The sequence below is a fragment of the Phaeobacter sp. JH20_29 genome (assembly GCF_048056175.1).
GTDB classification, from domain to species: Bacteria; Pseudomonadota; Alphaproteobacteria; order Rhodobacterales; family Rhodobacteraceae; genus Phaeobacter; species Phaeobacter bryozoorum.
The window spans coordinates 188130-204374 of the sequence record NZ_JAYMWO010000001.1; the positions used below are offsets into that span (position 1 = coordinate 188130).

Annotated in this window: 11 protein-coding genes; 7 read left to right on the forward strand and 4 right to left on the reverse strand. The window is 62.0% G+C overall.

All coding sequences use genetic code 11. The features are described 5' to 3' along the window. Positions 1-7: 7 nt before the first annotated feature. Positions 8-2086, reverse strand: coding sequence for a GumC family protein (locus tag VWZ85_RS00900; RefSeq protein WP_416544885.1), 2079 nt, complete (start codon positions 2084-2086; stop codon positions 8-10). 181 nt (positions 2087-2267) lie between these two features. On the opposite strand from VWZ85_RS00900, the gene VWZ85_RS00905 reads away from it, so the two are divergent. The 3 genes from VWZ85_RS00905 to VWZ85_RS00915 are packed head-to-tail and all read left to right on the forward strand — an operon-like array spanning position 2268 to position 5464. Continuing rightward, the gene (locus tag VWZ85_RS00905) at positions 2268-3338 is read left to right on the forward strand and encodes a glycosyltransferase family 2 protein (RefSeq protein ID WP_416586488.1); all 1071 of its coding nucleotides are present in this window, start codon (positions 2268-2270) and stop codon (positions 3336-3338) included. Next, positions 3335-4285, forward strand: a complete 951-nt coding sequence (locus VWZ85_RS00910; RefSeq protein ID WP_416586492.1) for a glycosyltransferase family 2 protein — start codon at positions 3335-3337, stop codon at positions 4283-4285. The genes VWZ85_RS00905 and VWZ85_RS00910 overlap by 4 nt, the downstream gene beginning before the upstream one ends. Positions 4286-4288: 3 nt before the next feature. Beyond that, positions 4289-5464, forward strand: coding sequence for a glycosyltransferase family 1 protein (locus VWZ85_RS00915; protein ID WP_416586494.1), 1176 nt, complete (start codon positions 4289-4291; stop codon positions 5462-5464). Here the strand turns inward: VWZ85_RS00915 and VWZ85_RS00920 are convergent. Further along, on the reverse strand, positions 5411-6457 hold the full coding sequence (locus VWZ85_RS00920) for a glycosyltransferase (RefSeq protein ID WP_416586497.1): 1047 nt from the start codon (positions 6455-6457) through the stop codon (positions 5411-5413). The two genes, VWZ85_RS00915 and VWZ85_RS00920, sit on opposite strands and share 54 nt — an antisense overlap. 211 nt (positions 6458-6668) lie before the next feature. Between VWZ85_RS00920 and VWZ85_RS00925 the strand changes: the two genes are divergently transcribed. Beyond that, a complete protein-coding gene (locus VWZ85_RS00925; protein WP_416553852.1) occupies positions 6669-7829 on the forward strand; it encodes an ABC transporter substrate-binding protein in 1161 nt (386 codons plus the stop codon). 100 nt (positions 7830-7929) lie between these two features. After that, the gene (locus tag VWZ85_RS00930; RefSeq protein ID WP_416541800.1) at positions 7930-10635 is read left to right on the forward strand and encodes a methyl-accepting chemotaxis protein; all 2706 of its coding nucleotides are present in this window, start codon (positions 7930-7932) and stop codon (positions 10633-10635) included. 208 nt (positions 10636-10843) lie between these two features. Here the strand turns inward: VWZ85_RS00930 and VWZ85_RS00935 are convergent, their stop codons facing one another. Both VWZ85_RS00935 and VWZ85_RS00940 read right to left on the reverse strand, forming a co-directional pair. Further along, the gene (locus tag VWZ85_RS00935) at positions 10844-12142 is read right to left on the reverse strand and encodes an MFS transporter (protein ID WP_416586501.1); all 1299 of its coding nucleotides are present in this window, start codon (positions 12140-12142) and stop codon (positions 10844-10846) included. A gap of 123 nt (positions 12143-12265) precedes the next feature. Then, positions 12266-13171, reverse strand: a complete 906-nt coding sequence (locus tag VWZ85_RS00940; RefSeq protein WP_416541802.1) for a LysR substrate-binding domain-containing protein — start codon at positions 13169-13171, stop codon at positions 12266-12268. Positions 13172-13310: 139 nt separating this feature from the next. Here VWZ85_RS00940 and VWZ85_RS00945 point away from each other — a divergent pair, with 139 nt between their 5' ends. Together VWZ85_RS00945 and VWZ85_RS00950 are read left to right on the forward strand one after the other, a co-directional pair. Further along, positions 13311-14921, forward strand: coding sequence for a GMC family oxidoreductase (locus VWZ85_RS00945; protein ID WP_416586503.1), 1611 nt, complete (start codon positions 13311-13313; stop codon positions 14919-14921). Further along, a complete protein-coding gene (locus VWZ85_RS00950) occupies positions 14918-16087 on the forward strand; it encodes a mandelate racemase/muconate lactonizing enzyme family protein (protein ID WP_340547559.1) in 1170 nt (389 codons plus the stop codon). Before VWZ85_RS00945 ends, VWZ85_RS00950 begins: the two co-directional genes overlap by 4 nt. Positions 16088-16245: the final 158 nt, after the last annotated feature.

Here is a 16245-nt window from a genome sequence, read left to right on the forward strand (position 1 = left end):
GGCTCTCTCAGCTGTGGTAATAGCGGTCGCGCGACCGTCTGGTTGCCCCGTAGAGCGGCTGAGCGGTGCCTTTGACCTTGGTCAGCACAATGCCGTCGGGACTGCGCCCGCCCTGTTCCAGCTGCCGTAGGGCATTGGTAAAGACCGATTGCCGGGTGGTGTTCCATTGCGCCAGCAGGATCAGAAGGTCCGCATGCAGGCCGATGATCCGCGCATCGGGCACAACGGAGATGGGCGGGGTGTCAAAAATGATGATGTCCCAGTGATTGCGCGCCACCGACACAAGCTCGGTCAGCCCGCCCTGGCTGAGCAGATCCGCGGCACTGCCGGTTACGGTGCCGGCAGGCAGGATATCGGCCTGCCCCAGCGCACCGGGAAGCACCGCCGCTGCCAGATCACATTGCCCGGTGAGGACATCAAAGAGCCCCGGCTTGCTGTTGCCACTGGCCAGCGGGTCAGACAGGGAATGGCGGCGCAGGTCGCCGTCGATCAGCAGGACCGATTTACCGATCTGCGCCATATTATGTGCCATGGCCGCCGACAGCGTCGACTTGCCATCGCCGCTTTCGGCGGAGGTAAAGACAACCACCTGCGGCGGGACATCTCCCCGCGCCATCAGCAGCGTGGTGCGCAGATTGCGAACAGCCTCGCCATCGCGGGTCTGCGGGCCAAGCGCGCCGGCCTGTTCGGGCCGGATTTTCTGCGAAAACTGGTCCAGCACCGCAATCACAGGCACGGACGTCAGGCCTGCGATCTGCGCTGGGGAATGCAGGCGCGCCCGGGAGAGCTGCAACACGACAACGAGAACAGTGCCGAGAAACCCGCCAAGGAAGACCGACAGGATAAGGATCCGGCCCTTGTTGGGCAGGGCAGGCTGGTCCGGGGGGAAGGCGCGCGAGATCACCCGGCTGTCGGCGCGTTGCAGGCCGATCTGCATGGAGGTTTCACGCAGCCGGTTCTGGAAGTTTTCAAACAGCAGACGGCTGGCTTCGGCGTCGCGTTCGGCCTGCACAACTTCGGTCAGCGCATCGCTCTGGGTGGCGATGGTGATCTCCAGATCGGCCATCGAGCGGCGGATTGCCTGTTCCTTGGCTTCGGCTTCGCGCAGATCACGAGCGACTTGCGCCAGAACCGCGCGCCAGCCAGCCAGCGGATCATCAGCGCGCGCCAGAAGCGCGCTATAGCCGTAGCGGCGGGCGGCGGCGCGCTGCTCCTCGGCTGTTTGCAGGCTGCTCAGTTCGGATTGTTTGGCCCGTTGCGCGGCGACATCCTCGGCCCGCTCGGTCAGCGCGCTGCGCAGGGAAATCAGGCGGTTCTCCAGCCCGATCAACTGTGCGGGGCTGGTCACATCGGCCTGCGCCCGGATGTCGGCAACCCGCCGTTCGTTTGCTTCCAGCTGGCCGCGCAGCTCGGTCACCCGGTCCGCCAGCCAGCCGGTGGCCTGTTCGGTGACGTTCAGCTTCACCGCCACCTGATTTTCGACATAGGTGTCGGCGAAGGCATTGGCGATATCAGCCGCCTTGAAGGGGTTCTCGCTCAGCACCCAGATCGAGAAAATATAGGTGTCCGGGATGTTCACCACCCGCATGTTGGCGAGCAGCGTCTGGATCACCTTTTCGCGGACAAAGGCCGGATCTGGCGGAATGGTCGTGTCATAGACGGGCATCCCGAGGAGTCCCTTGATCAGATCTTTCAGCGTCTGGACAGGATTGAGGCCGGGATCGCGCAGCATCATGTTGAATTCCGGGTCGGAAACAAGATTCAGCCGGTCGACGACCTGACCCGCCAGTTCCCGACCGCCAAGGATGTGAACCTCGGTTCGGATCACCTCATCCGTGGCGGAAAGGCTGCTGACCACGCTTTCGATATCGACCACTTTTTCGTCGCGGGTGTCCAGCACCAGCTGTACCTCGGCACCGTAGAGCGGAGTGGCGGCGAGATAGGCTCGCCAGATGCCCAGAAACAGACCGAGCAGGACACAGGCAGCGATGACCCAGCGGCCGCGCCAGATGATTGCAAAAATGGCGCCGAGATCGAGCACCTCCTGGCCGTCATCCGCGGCAAAGGACGTCTTAGGCGTGGACACGTTGGTTGACCCCATCGTTATTGGTTTGCCCACGGCCCGCCCTGCGCTGCGCGACGCCGCAGGGGTGGCAAGTAGGTGGCAGTGCCAAGTTCATCAGACTGCGCGCAAAAATCAATCTGTCGCAACATAATCGGATCCTTTAGACAGGTCCATAACACGGAATGGAACAAAGACCATGGGCATGAGCGGTCAGAGAGGTAGGGAGGGCGCCAGCGCTGCACCCAGGGGCATTGATGTGCGGGTGCTGGTGGTGATCCCGACCCTGAATGAAGCGGCTGCGATCCGTCCCTGTCTCGAAAGCCTGCTGCGCGACCCGCTGCTGCGCGATCCAGATCGGTCTGCGCTGGTGGTGGCGGATGGGGGCAGCGATGATGACACGGTGGCCATCGTCGAGAGCTTGGCCGAGACAGCGCCGATCAAGATACATGTGCTGCATAATCCGGACCGGATTCAGTCCGCAGGCATCAATCGGGCGGTTGCTGAATTTGGCGGCGGGTTTGATGTGCTGCTGCGCTGTGATGCCCATGCGATCTATCCGGCGAATTATGCAACCGCCCTGTGCGCGGCGCTGCGGGAGAACGATGATCGTGCGGCGGTCGTGGTGGCGATGCAGTCCGAAGGTCGCAGTGAATTCGGCAAGGCGGCGGCCTGGGTCGTGGATACGCCCTTCGGATCGGGTGGTGCGGCACATCGGGGAGGTCGGACCTCGGGCTATGTGGATCACGGGCATCACGCGCTGATGGATCTGCACTGGTTCCGCCGGGTTGGCGGTTATGATGCGAGTTTCAGCCACAATGAGGATGCTGAGCTGGATTGGCGGTTGCTGGCGGCCGGAGGGCGTATCTGGCTGGCCGGTGATGTGCGGCTTGGCTATGTGATGCGCAGCACGCCTGCCGCGCTATGGCGGCAATATCAGAACTATGGCGCAGGCCGTGCGGCAACATTGATCAAACATCGGATGCGACCGCGGTTGCGGCAGATGGTGCCGGTTGCCAATCTCATCCTATGTGGACTGGCACTGGTCGCGGCACCCTTCTGGCCCTTGGCTCTGATCTGGCCGCTGGTTTACCTGACTGTGGTGATTGTGGTGACGGGCATCGCCTGTCTGCGGCTGGGGGGTGCCGGGATCTGGTCCGGGGTGGCTCTGGTGCTGATGCACATGGGCTGGGCGCTTGGTCTGGTGCGGGCGATGGCGCGGCATTCTGTTCAATCGGTCCTGGCGGGTGCCGCGGGGCGCAGGGTGAAGCGATGAGCGAACGGATTTCGATATTACTCTGCACCTATCGGCGCCGCAGCGTGGTGGACACATTGGAGAGCCTGGCCGCTTTGCGCGCACCTCAGGGCTATACGATAGATATCATCGTGGCGGACAATGATACCTCGCCGTCGGCGGACCACTGGGTGCGCGGCTGCGCGACCTCGTGGCCGGTCAGCTATGTCCACGCGCCGGCACGCAATATCTCTCTGGCCCGCAACGCCTGTCTGGCCATGGCGCGCAAGCGGCGGTCGGATTGGGTTGCCTTTGTCGATGATGATGAGGTGGTTCCGCCCGACTGGATCGAACAGCTGATACGCCGCGCCATGGAGACCGGCGCGGATGTGATTTCAGGGCCGGCCATCGCACGTTACCCGCAGCAGGCGCCGCAATGGATGGTTGATCAGGACTGGCACAGCAACTGGCCGGAACTGCGTGCCGGCAATGGCGGTGGGGTGCAGTTACAGACCGCCCATAGCTGCAATGCGCTGATGCGGTTTTCCGGTCGCCCCTGGGAGGGGCTGGAGTTTGATCTCTCCCGCGGCACGAGCGGCGGCGAGGATACCGCCTATTTCTTTGCGCTCTCACATCTGGGCGCGCAGTTTGCGATCTCGGCCGATGCGGCCGTCTTTGAGGTGGTTGCGTCGGATCGGTTGCATCTGGGCTGGTTGGCAAAACGGCGGTTCCGCATGGGGCAGAGCTATGCGGCCAGCGCATCGGGGCTGCTGGCACGGACAAAACTGGCTGGGGCGGCGTTGGCCAAGGTTGCCTATTGTGTCGTTGCGACCCTGCCTGTCCTGCCTGTCGAGCCGCGCCGGAATTTCTGGCTGTTGCGGGGGCTGCTGCACCTGGGCGTGCTGGCTGGATGTTTTGCCCTGCCACAGCCGCAGATCTACGGCGGAGCAAAGGATCAAGAGCCGTCGCCGCAGCGGATCCGTGGCTGACATATGGCGCAGTTGCTCTGTTTTGCCTCCGATCTGACTGACGTGGCCCAGCTGAGACGGCTGGAGTCTTTTCAGGCGCTTGGGCATGAGGTGATCTCGGTGTCATCGCGCAAGGGGCCGTTGCCGCAGGTGAGCTGGCAGAACATTGATCTGGGCGAGATTGGTCAACACGGGTTGTTGCGCCGGGGGCGTCTGGCGCTCTCCACTGCGTTGCGTGACCCACGGCTGCGGCCATTGGTGCAGCAGGCCGATCTGCTGGTGGCGCGCAATCTCGATATGCTGGCGCTGGCCGCCGCGCTGCGGCGGCGGAGCGGCAGCGCGGCGCCGCTTGCCTATGAGGTACTGGATATCCATTCGCTGTTCGAAGGCAGCGGCCTGAAACCCCGGATCGCCCGCTGGGTCGAGCGGCGGCTGATCGCGGCGGCGAAGGTGCTGTGGCTGTCCTCGCCCGGTTTCCACGAAGGGTATTTCGTGCCGGTACAGGGTTTTGATGGCCCCTGGCAACTGGTGGAGAACAAGATGGTCGTGCCGGACCGCTTGTCACGACCCGTCGCGGGAGGTTTTCATGGCGCGGCATCCGGGCCGTTGCGGCTGGGTTGGATCGGCGCCATACGCTGCCGACCGAGCTTTGAGCTGCTGCTGAGGGTGGCGCAGCAAATGGGGGCGGCGATCGAGGTGCATGTTCACGGCAAGATCCACGACCATGTCTTGCCTGATTTCCATGACCGGATCGCCGGGCTCGGCAATGTCATCTTTCACGGGGCCTACGCCTACCCGGAGGGTCTGGCTGCCTGCTACCGCGGCTGCGATGTGGTCTGGGCGCAGGATTTGTGGCAGGCGGGCGAGGCCCGCGCCGGTGGCAATTCGGATCTGCTGCTGCCGAACCGCATTTATGAGGCCGGCTGGCACGGCTGTCCTGTGATCGCCGTGGCGACGACGCAGACCGGCCGCAAGATTGAGGAGACAGGGCAGGGCTGGACCCTGCGCCGTGCTGATGCCGCCGAGCTGGTCGGGCTGTTGCAGCAGCTGACGCCGGACCGGATCGCCGCCTGTCGCAATCGGATCGCGGCGCTGCCCGATACGATGTTCCGTCAGACCGCCGATGATGTGACGGCGTTGCTGGCTTCAGCCGGGATCGGCGTTCCGGGCCAAAGGCGTGAGACCGGGCCGAAGAGATGAGGCCGCGTCAAAGAGCGGCTCGTAGAGTGACATAAAACGCTCACCGCCGCGCTGGAGAGACAGGTTCTCCAATACGTAATCGCGGGGGCGATAGTTTGGCAGCGCCGTCCAGAAGCGATCAAACTGTTCTTCCATATTGTCGATCTGGAACCGCATCCCGCAGCGGTCATCGAAATAGGGCACCGAACTGGGGGTGACGTCACCCTGGGCCAGGATCCGCTGTGAGGGGTCGACCAGCACCCCCTCATCCCAGGCGAAGATCGGGAGATTCGCCGACATGGCTTCCTGATAGGCCAGCCCTTGGGTTTCGTGTTCGGTGCAGAAAAGCACCGCACGGCTGCGGCTCACCAGATCGCGGTACTGCGCGGGCGTATGATGCCCGTAGTCCAGTTCGCGCCAGCTGAGCCCGCGCGCGGTCAGCATGTCACGCAGGGGCTGGAGCAGATCGCATTCGCGGGCGGTTTCGCGATGCCAGCGGACCTTGTTGTAGAATAGCAGATCAATGCTTTTGCTGTGACCCGACATATCGGGCCAGGCATCGGTGTCGATGCCCACGAACATCGGCGCGAATTGTGCGCGTGTCTCTGCCGGATTGAGCTGGATCGGCCAGGCTGACGGGTAGGTCACGACTTTCAGGTTCACCTGTTCGCGAAGCGCTGCAAGGTCGCTGCTGTCCGGCACGCGTCCGGGACCGTAAATGGCAGGGTTGCGCAGTCTAAAACGGGCCAGCGGCGGCAGATATCCACTCAGGCCGATCGGGTGATCTGGATGTCCGCGGGCAAAGTCGAAGTCATTTATCACCACATCGTGACCGAGACGCCGAAGGCTTTTGGCAAGATTCGTGAAGGCGACGTAGAAGCCGGTTCGCGGTTGTGCGCCTTTCATCAGGCGATAGCCATAGCGCAGGCGCTCACGCAGCTGCGACAGGGTTTGGCCGTGTGGGACATCGTAGGCTTTCAGATCATAGCCATCAAAGAACAAAGGGATTTTCACGATGGCAGGTCCTGGGCGCTGACCGGAAGTAAGGTGCTGTCAACCTAACAGCCGCGCGGGAAGAGGTCGATGGTCTGGGCGCTTTGGTCTGTTTTTTCGACCGGTTGTTAAAATGCTGTGCATATTTTGCGCAGGGTTATTTTCGCCCGGAGGGCCTTTGTTAACGGGTTCAGGGCAAGCTGCGCCGGTGTTTTGAAAGGTGGAGTATACGATGTCGCTAAGAAAACTAACAACCGCAGCGGTACTGGCCATGGCCCTGCCGACGCTTGGACTTGCTCAGCAGGGCGTGTCAGAGACTGAAGTTCGATTTGCACAGGTCGCCGCACTTGATGGTCCGGCTTCGGCGCTGGGGCAGGGGATGCAGCTTGGCCTGCAAGCCGCGTTTGCCGAGGCGAATGCTGCGGGTGGTGTTCACGGACGCAGCATCGTTCTGGACAGCATGGATGACAGCTATGAACCTGACCGATCGGCCACGCTGGTCAAACAGGTGATTGCTGATGATCAGCATATTGGCCTGATCGGCGCTGTTGGCACCCCGACCGCATCGGCAACGCAGCCGATCGCGACCGAGGCTGGCATGCCGTTTATCGGCCCCTTCACCGGTGCTGGTTTCCTGCGCGATGCAAGCCACGGGAACATCTTCAACGTCCGTGCCACATATGCGGCGGAAACCGAAGCCTGGATTGCCCATCTGGTGGATGAGCTGAACATGAGTTCCATCGCGCTGCTCTATCAGGATGATGGTTTTGGTCGCGTAGGCCTGGCTGGCGTTACCGCGGCACTGGAAAAACGCGGCATGACCCTCGCCGCCGAGGGCACGTATACCCGCAATACCACCGCTGTGAAGAAGGCGCTTCTGACCATCCGCAAGGCCGAACCGGATGCGGTTGTGATGGTTGGCGCCTATAAGCCGGTTGCCGAATTCATCAAGCTGGCGCGCAAGCTGAAGTTCAATCCGACCTTCGTGAATATTTCCTTTGTGGGGTCCGACGCGCTGGCGAAGGAACTGGGCGAGGCCGGTGAAGGTGTGATTATCAGCCAGGTTGTGCCGTTCCCATGGGACACTTCGCTGCCAGTCGTGGCGCAGTACCAATCCGCACTGAAGGCGGTGGATGCCGCAGCCGAGCCGGGTTTCGTGACACTTGAAGGGTATCTGACAGGTCGTCTGGCCATCCGCGCTCTGGAAGAGGCAGGTGCCGAGCTGACCCGTGAAAGCTATCTCGCGGCCTTCGCCGGGCTGAGTGAGGTGGATCTGGGCGGAGTCACCATGCGCTTTGGTCCGGATGACAACCAGGGCATGGATGACGTCTTCCTGACCCATATCGCCAAGGATGGCAGCTTCCAGCCTGTCGTGGCAGGCGGCGAATCCTAAAAAAGCGCCAGATTGAGGCATGTCTGATGCCTCAATCACCCGGCCTCTGCCGGATTTCTGTGCAAAACCGAGTGGTTTTAATGGACTCATGGGGCGAATAATGACGAAGCAGACACGTAAACGCGCGACACGGCGGTGGAATCCGTTGTCCAGTATTCGCGCCAAGATGTTTCTTATCCTACTGGCGATGGCCGGTACTTCGGGTGCCATCGGCTATGCGGTGACGCGGGCGTTTGAACAGGTGGCCGGAGATGTGCATGTCCTGTCCGGGGAAAAGCTTCCTGAACTGGAACTGAGCGGTCAGATGACCGCAGCTGCGGCCCGAACCAAGGACGCGATGGTTGCGGTGATGCTGGCTGATACGCTGAATGCGCTCGACTTTGCCAAGAGCGATGTGACAACGGCGGTTCGCGCGCTTGATAGCGCGGTGGAACAGCTGCCCGAAGTGCTCCGTGATGAATTCAAACCAGATCTGGTTATGGTCGAGGAGGCGCTGGATGCCTCCATTGACGCCCGTACCATTGCTTTCAAGAATGCTGCGGCAGTGATCGCGATGACGGCCGAGCTGCAGGAAATGAGCAGCGCCATGCAGGTCACGCTCGCCGAGATGGCAAAGGAGGCCTATTCGAACCTCACCAAAGGCGGTGAGCAGACGATGTCTGCAGTCGATGCGACTTTGACCGATCTGGTCGAGGTGAAATTTGCCACCCTGCAGTCGCTGTTGCAGGCGCGTGCGGAAATCAACCTGATTTCCGGTATCGCCCTTGCCATCGGCGATACCAAGGACCGTGCCATGCAGTCGATCCTGACCGATCTGGCCAAGGCATCGGATGGCCGTCTGAACGAGGTGATCAACACGCTGGAGGTCGAGGCGCCTGGTGTCGTACCGATCTTTGCCATCCGTGATGCTGCTGCGGTGCTGCAGAAGGCGGTTTCGCGCGCGGGTGCTCAGTCCAGTGCCCTGCGTCAGGAGGTGCTGAGTGCGCGCCTGTCCAGCGATACAGAACTGGCCACTGCGGTCGATGACATGGTGTTTGAGGTGACATTGGCGGCTGACGATGCCAGCACCGACAGCAAGAAGGCAATTCAGGGTCTGCTTGCGAATGAGGTCGGTTTTCTCAACACATTGCTTGAGATCAATACCTGGATCAGCAATTTCCAGGTCGCAGCATTGGATGTCGTGACCGCGCAGGGTCTGGTGCAGACCCGCGCTGCTGCCGAACCGATGGAGCGAGCCGCTGCCGCTCTTGCAGACTACAAGACGTTTGACGAAGGACGGCTGGCCGCGCAGCTCGACGAGATCATCACGCTGGCGGCACCCGATCAGGGGCTGGCGGTTTTCCGAATTGCCTCGCTCACGGCGGATGCGGATGCGACCAAAGCGGCCAATGCAACCGCCAATGCGGTGCTTCAGATCGCGAGCCGTGCCTCGCTTCTTGGCTCGGGCAGCCGGGGTGAAATTGCCTATATGGCCACCGACATTGCAGCGACCGTAGACGAGGCTCGCGCCAATATCGAACGGATGCTGATGGTGGCGGGCGGGCTCCTGATGGTGGCGCTGCTGCTGACCCATTTCCTGGTCCAGCGACCGCTCAACGCGATCAGCCGGACCACCGAGCGGCTCGCCGATGGTGATCTGAGCCCGATCAAGGGATTTGAGCGCACCAGTGACGAGATCTACCGCATTGCACAGGCATTGACCGTATTCCGTGACGGGTTGGTGGAGAAAGAGGAACTGTCCAAGGCTACCGAGGAGGAGCGCGCGATCCATCAGGCGCAGCAGACCGCTGCCGTTACGGCGATCGGTCAGGGTTTGGCCCGGCTTGCACAGGGCGACCTTTCGGCGCGGATCAACGAAGAACTGACCGAGGGCTACGCCCAGTTGCAGGCGGATTTCAATCAGACGGTTGAGACCTTGAGCAGAACCGTGATGGATATGGTGGATGTTGCCTCTTCCATTCGCAATGGCGCCGATGAGATCAGCCAGGCTTCCGATGATCTGTCGCGGCGGACCGAAAGCCAGGCGGCGACGCTGGAGGAGACTGCCGCTGCCCTGGATGAGCTGACAGCCAGTGTGAAATCCGCAGCTGAGGGCGCGCGTTCGGTTGAGACCACCACCCAGGCCGCAAAGAGCGAAGCGATCGAGAATGGCAGCGTTGTCAGCAGCGCGGTCTCTGCGATGACGGAAATCGAGGAGAGCTCCAAACATATCGCGCAGATCATCAGCGTGATTGATGACATTGCGTTCCAGACCAATCTTCTGGCTTTGAACGCCGGTGTCGAAGCGGCGCGCGCTGGCGAAGCGGGTCGTGGGTTTGCGGTTGTTGCCTCCGAAGTGCGTGGCCTGTCGCAGCGCACATCCGAGGCGGCGCGGGAAATCAAGACATTGATCAGCGAGAGCTCGAAGAAGGTCGACTACGGCGTCGAACTCGTCGGCAAGGCTGGCACTGCGCTGAGCGGCATCGTGGCACAGGTCGGGCAGATCTCGCAGCAGGTCTCCGATATCGCCGATGGCGCGACGGCTCAGTCCACCGGGCTGCATGAGATCAATATCGGCATGTCGCAGCTGGATCAGGTGACCCAGCAGAATGCGGCGATGGTGGAGCAATCCACCGCCGCCAGCCATATGCTGCGCGGGGATGCGACCAAGCTGGCGGAGCTGGTGGCGATTTTCACCGTAGCAGGAGACGGGTCCGAGACCCCGGAGGCGGTGGTCGATGCCGCTGAGCAACACACGTCCGGTGACGGCTGGGAGGAGCAGGACATGTGGGCTGATGAGCCGGAAGGTTGGCAGAACACCGGCTAAGCCTATCCTGATTTAGGTGTCGATTCATCTGTGACCGCAGCCGCCTTTGCGCCGCTGCGGTCGCGGTTTTTTGGGGGGACGTTTCTCGGAGCCGCTAAAGACCCGTGTCAGGATCGCGAAGAGAGCGCCGTCGCATCCGGCCTGTATTCTGGCAGCACGCGCTACAGGGCGTAGAGATCGGATCCGCAAAGCCAATAAGACTCATCGCCTAGCGGCGCGGATGGAGATCATCACCAATCGCGGCATGTCGGTGCTGTCGCCCATGGCCATGCTTGGCCAGATGCGGGTGATCGTCGGGCAGTTCAGGGTGATCATGCGCCACCATATCGGCATTTCCGTGCCACAGCTTCGCAGCGAGCAAGAGACCGACGGCGGCAATCAGCCCGAGCACCATAAAGGTCGTGTTGAAACCGGCGCGGGCGCCGATCTGCCCTGCCAGCGGATAGGTCACCAGCCAGCAAGCATGGCTGAGGGCAAACTGTGCGGCGAAGAGCGCCGGGCGATCTTCTGCATTTGCCGAGCGTCGCAGCAACCGCCCCGTTGGCGTCAGGGCCAGGCTGAAGCCAAAGCCAAGTATCATCCAAAGAACAACTAGAAGCAGGAAGCTGTTGGCCAATGGGCCGAGAAAGAGCCCGAAGGTGAGGATGGCGCCGCCTGCCAGCATCGGCGGACGGTCCGGCATATGGTCCAGCATCCGTGGCAGCAGCAGCGCGGCCAGCATCGACCCGCCGCCAAAGGCCGCAAGGGCAATGGCCACCTCGGGTTCCTGCAGGCCGAAGCTGCCTTTCACCAACACAACCGTGTTGACGATGACCATCGAGGAGGCCGCCGCAACGACAAGGTTCAGTGCCAGCAGGCCCCGCAGTCGCGGCGTCGCAAGATAGAGCCGTATGCCACGCGTCGTGCGGGCCCAGATCGTGCGCGGCTTGCCAGGCTGGGATGATGGGACCGGCACGGAGAGCACCAATAGGGCAGAGGTCAGAAAACCGATGACCGTGCCTGCAAACAACATCGGGAAACTGACCACGGTCAGCAGCGCAGCCGCAAGTGCCGGCGACAGCAGGCTTTCCAAATCATAGGCAAGCCGCGACAGCGAGAGCGCGCGCGTATATTCTGCCTCATCCGGCAGCACATCGGGAATGGTCGCCTGAAACGTCGGCGTGAAGCCCGCAGAGGCGGCCTGCATCAGGAAAATGAGGCAATAGATCTGCCAGATCTCGGTGACAAAGGGCAGCGCGAGCGCCACACCGGCGCGGATCAGGTCGAGCGAGACCAGCATGGTGCGCCGGGGCAGCCTATCGGCAAGGGCGGCCGCGATGGAAGCGAGGCCGACATAGGCCACCATCTTGATCGCGAGGGCCGTGCCGAGAACAACGCCGGCGTCCTCCCCTGCGATCTGCCATGCCAGCAGGCCAAGCGCGACCGTCGCCAGCCCGGTGCCGAGCAGCGCAATGACCTGAGCGGCCAGCAGGTGACGATAGGTCCGATTTGCAAGAACAGTGAGCATTCCGACCTATTCATATATGTTGACTGGAGTTACCGCGCAGCGCAGCCGCCAGATCTCTCGTGATCAGGGCGCGGGATTGCCTGGTTTGGCTGGCCTGTCGGCGTGGTCTGTTTCCCGCTGACCCTAGCCCGCCGCAGGCGGTGTGGCAATCGCGGCGGCGACACGTTCGGCAGTTAGATGCGCCTGGGTTTGCAACCAGTCGACAAGCGTGCTCACCTCAGGCCGATGGCTGTTTCGATCCGAGGGCAGCACCAGATGATGGCCATGCTGGGTCGACAGGGCAATATCGCTGGCGCGGCGCAATGTGCCGCGCTCAAGATACGGCTGGGCAAAGACATCAGCAACCAGAGCAACGCCCAGACCACGGTTGGCCAGTTCAAGTGCAATCAGCGATTGGTCGACCTTGTAGGCTGGTTCGGGGACTGTAACGCCGGGGGCGTGCAGCGCAAAGAAATGGCGCCAGGTGTCGACAACGCCGGTCATTTCGATCAGTGGCAATCTGTCCAATTCGGGGCAGGGGGAAGTGCCTAGCAGGCTGGGTGTGGCCACTGCAATGACCGTGTTCTGGAGCAGCGGCAAGACGGGGCCATCGCGCCAGCTGCCATCGCCATAGCGAATGTCGACATCTATCGACTCGCCCTGCGACAGCTCACTCCATGATGACGACAACACCCGAAGCCGACTGGCGGGATATTGTTTTCTGTAGTCGCCCAGCAATGGCATCAGCCACAGGAGGTTCAGAGACGTGAGACAGCGCAGGGTCACCTCCTGCTCGGTCCCTTTGCCAAAGAGATTGCAGGTGGTCGCGTCAATATCGGCAAAAGCCTTGGCCACCACGGGCAGATAGGCATGTCCCAGCCGTGTGAGGCTGAGCAGCTTGTGGTCGCGGCGGAACAGCTTGTGGCCCAGCTGCGCCTCAAGCCCGCGAACCTGATAGCTGACCGCAGAAGGTGTGAGGCCCAGCTCCTCCGCCGCCAGGGTGAAGCTGCCGTGCCGCGCACTGGCATCAAAGGCACGGAGCCAATTCATCGGAGGAAGATCGCTGTACATAGGCGCAGAATACCCATGCTGCGAATTTTTTTAAGGTAGCGACGAACTATTTTTCGTTTCCGCTTTGCGATCAGCTTTGTCACGATCTGACGATAAAGACTTTGCGGACGGTCAGGCAGTGACGCGATTTGACTACATTATTATTGGCGCAGGGTCTGCGGGATGTGTGCTGGCGGAACGGCTGAGCCGCTGCGGCCGCCATAAGGTGCTTGTCCTTGAGGCTGGCGGGCGTGGGCGGTCCCCCTGGATTGCGCTGCCTCTGGGCTACGGCAAGACGTTTTTTGATCCTGCGGTGAACTGGAAATATGAAAGCGAACCCGAGGCGACGCTCGCGGGGCGGCGCGGCTACTGGCCGCGTGGCAAGGGGGTTGGTGGTTCGGGCGCAATCAATGCTCTGGTCTATGCCCGCGGGGTGCCGCAGGATTTTGACGATTGGGAGGCCGCGGGCGCGACGGGCTGGAACTGGGAGACCGTGCATCAGTCCTACAAGGCGATGGAAACCCAAGTGGCGCCCGATGGGCGGCGGCAGGGAAGCGGTGCGCTGCATGTGCAGGATGTATCGGACCAGATACACCCGGCGAACCGGCATTTCTTTGCCGCGGCGGCTGAACTGGACCTGCCGAGTACCGGCAATATCAACGATCCCGGTGGCGAAGGCGCGGCGGTCTATCGGATCAACACAAGCGCTGGTCGCCGGATGCATTCGGCGCGGGCATTTCTGGCACCCGCGCTAAAGCGGATGAATGTGACCTTGATGACCGGTGCGCTTGTGGAACGGATCATTTTTGACGGTCGTCGTGCCGTTTCGGTACAGCTGCGGCGGCGCGGCAGATTGATGACGATATCGGCCGGACGTGAGATCATCCTGTCCGCCGGGGCTGTTGCCTCGCCCTGTCTGCTGCAGCAATCGGGGATCGGTCCTGCGGATCTGCTGAGCAGGCACGGGATCGAGGTGGTTCAGGAGCAGGCCCATGTTGGTGGCAATTTGCAGGACCATCTGGGGATCAACTATTATTTTCGCGCCACAGAGCCGACCCTTAACAATGTGTTGTCGCCCTTGACCGGAAAGCTCCACGCCGCCCTGCAGTATGCGATACGCCGCAGGGGCCCGCTGGCGCTGTCGGTGAACCAATGCGGCGGGTTTTTCCGCAGCGCGCCGCATCTGGGCCGCCCTGACCAGCAGCTCTATTTCAATCCGGTGACCTATACCACTACGCCTGACGGCAAGCGTGAGGTGATCCAGCCGGATCCATTTGCCGGGTTCATTATCGGCTTTCAACCCGCCCGTCCGACCAGCAGGGGCCGGATCGACATTCGCAGCGCCGACCCAACTGCCCCTCCGCTGATTCAGCCCGGCTCTCTCGCGACTGAGGAAGACCGCGCGCAGGTTATCGCAGGGGGGCTGCTCTGCCAGAGGTTGGCAGGCACATCGGCATTGACCCGGCTGATCGAGGCTCCAATGGGGCCTGATCTGCGGCAGATGGCAGATGCCGACATCCTGTCGGATTTCCGCGAACGCTGTGGCACGGTGTTTCATCCGGTCGGGACCTGCCGTATGGGGGCGGATGCAAGCACCGCCGTTGTCTGCCCCAAGCTGAAGCTGCACGGGTTTGACGGGCTGCGGGTCGTGGATGCCTCGGTCTTTCCCAATATCACCTCGGGCAATACCAATGCTCCGACTATGATGCTGGCCCATCGGGCGGCTGATCTTATTTTGGAGGCCGGATGAATACGCCCTATTCAGCCTCGGGTGCGGTGCCGCTGCAGGATGATCGCGGACAACAGGACATCGGGCCGCGCATTTGCCGGATCGAGACATTCTGCACGCCCTTGGTGGGGTTTGTCCGGGTTACCTCGGAGGATGGCCAGCAGGGTTGGGGGCAGGTTTCGACCTATAACAGCGATCTGACCTGCGAGATCCTTCATCGGCAGGTGGCGCCCTGGGCCTTGGGCCGGGGTATGGATGCGCTTGAGGCGGTGATCACCGAGATCCCGCTGCGCGAGCATAAATATCCGGGCACCTATCTGCGGCGTGCGATGGCGGGCTTTGATACGGCGGTGTGGGATTGGCGCGGCCGGGTGGCCGAAAAACCAGTGGCGGTGTTGCTGGGCGGGTCGCCGGGTCCGATCCGGGCCTATGCCTCTTCGATGCGGCGCGATATCACACCACAGGACGAGGCGGATCGGCTCAAGGCCCTGCGTGACAGCCACGGGTTTGACGCATTCAAGGTGCGGGTCGGCGCCGAATGCGGCGAAGACCGGGATGAATGGCCGGGGCGGACGGAGACGATCATTCCGACGATCCGGGCAGCATTGGGAGATCGGGTCTCCCTGCTGGTTGATGGAAATTCCGGGTTTTCCCCGAAACGCGCCATTGAGGTAGGCCAGCACCTGCAGGACCATGGGTATGAGCATTTCGAGGAACCCTGCCCCTATTGGATGCTGGAGCAGACGGCGGAGGTGACCCGCGCGCTGGATCTGGATGTGGCGGGCGGTGAGCAGGATTGGGATTTGCAGGTCTGGCGTCGTATGATCGAGATGCGCGCGGTTGACATCATCCAGCCGGATATCCTGTATCTGGGCGGGATGACGCGGAGTATGCAGGTTGCGCAGCTGGGTGCGGCGGCGGGGCTGCCCTGCACGCCGCATTGTGCGAACCTGTCTCTGGTTACCCTGTTCACGATGCATTTGCTCCGCGCCGTCGATCTGCCCGGGCGCTATCTGGAATTCTCTATCGAGGGCGATGACTATTATCCCTGGCAGCGGGATCTGTTTGTCACTGATCCATTCCGCATCGACAACGGTCAGGCGACGGTCACTGATCAGCCCGGCTGGGGCATCGAGATCAACCCGGAGTGGCTGTCAAAGTCGACATATAACTGTAGCGAGATTTAGATGTGCCCTGTGCGCTTCTGACGGCCGGTTGGTTCGGCGTCAGGGCGCTATCGAACTGGCGCGCGAGTGGGGGTGTCGAGAAATTGACAAAAACACTCGTCTTTGTGGTTGCAGAGTGACCCGTCTCGCCCCATTTGTGGGCAAAGATGCCCGGTAAC

Excerpts from the sequence above, each read along its gene's own strand:
- VWZ85_RS00905 (WP_416586488.1), top strand. The coding sequence starts at position 2,268 with ATGAGCGGTCAGAGAGGTAGGGAGGGCGCCAGCGCTGCACCCAGGGGC.
- VWZ85_RS00910 (WP_416586492.1), top strand. The coding sequence starts at position 3,335 with ATGAGCGAACGGATTTCGATATTACTCTGCACCTATCGGCGCCGCAGC.
- VWZ85_RS00915 (WP_416586494.1), top strand. The coding sequence starts at position 4,289 with ATGGCGCAGTTGCTCTGTTTTGCCTCCGATCTGACTGACGTGGCCCAG.
- VWZ85_RS00925 (WP_416553852.1), top strand. The coding sequence starts at position 6,669 with ATGTCGCTAAGAAAACTAACAACCGCAGCGGTACTGGCCATGGCCCTG.
- VWZ85_RS00930 (WP_416541800.1), top strand. The coding sequence starts at position 7,930 with ATGACGAAGCAGACACGTAAACGCGCGACACGGCGGTGGAATCCGTTG.
- VWZ85_RS00935 (WP_416586501.1), bottom strand. The coding sequence starts at position 12,142 with ATGCTCACTGTTCTTGCAAATCGGACCTATCGTCACCTGCTGGCCGCT.
- VWZ85_RS00940 (WP_416541802.1), bottom strand. The coding sequence starts at position 13,171 with ATGAATTGGCTCCGTGCCTTTGATGCCAGTGCGCGGCACGGCAGCTTC.
- VWZ85_RS00950 (WP_340547559.1), top strand. The coding sequence starts at position 14,918 with ATGAATACGCCCTATTCAGCCTCGGGTGCGGTGCCGCTGCAGGATGAT.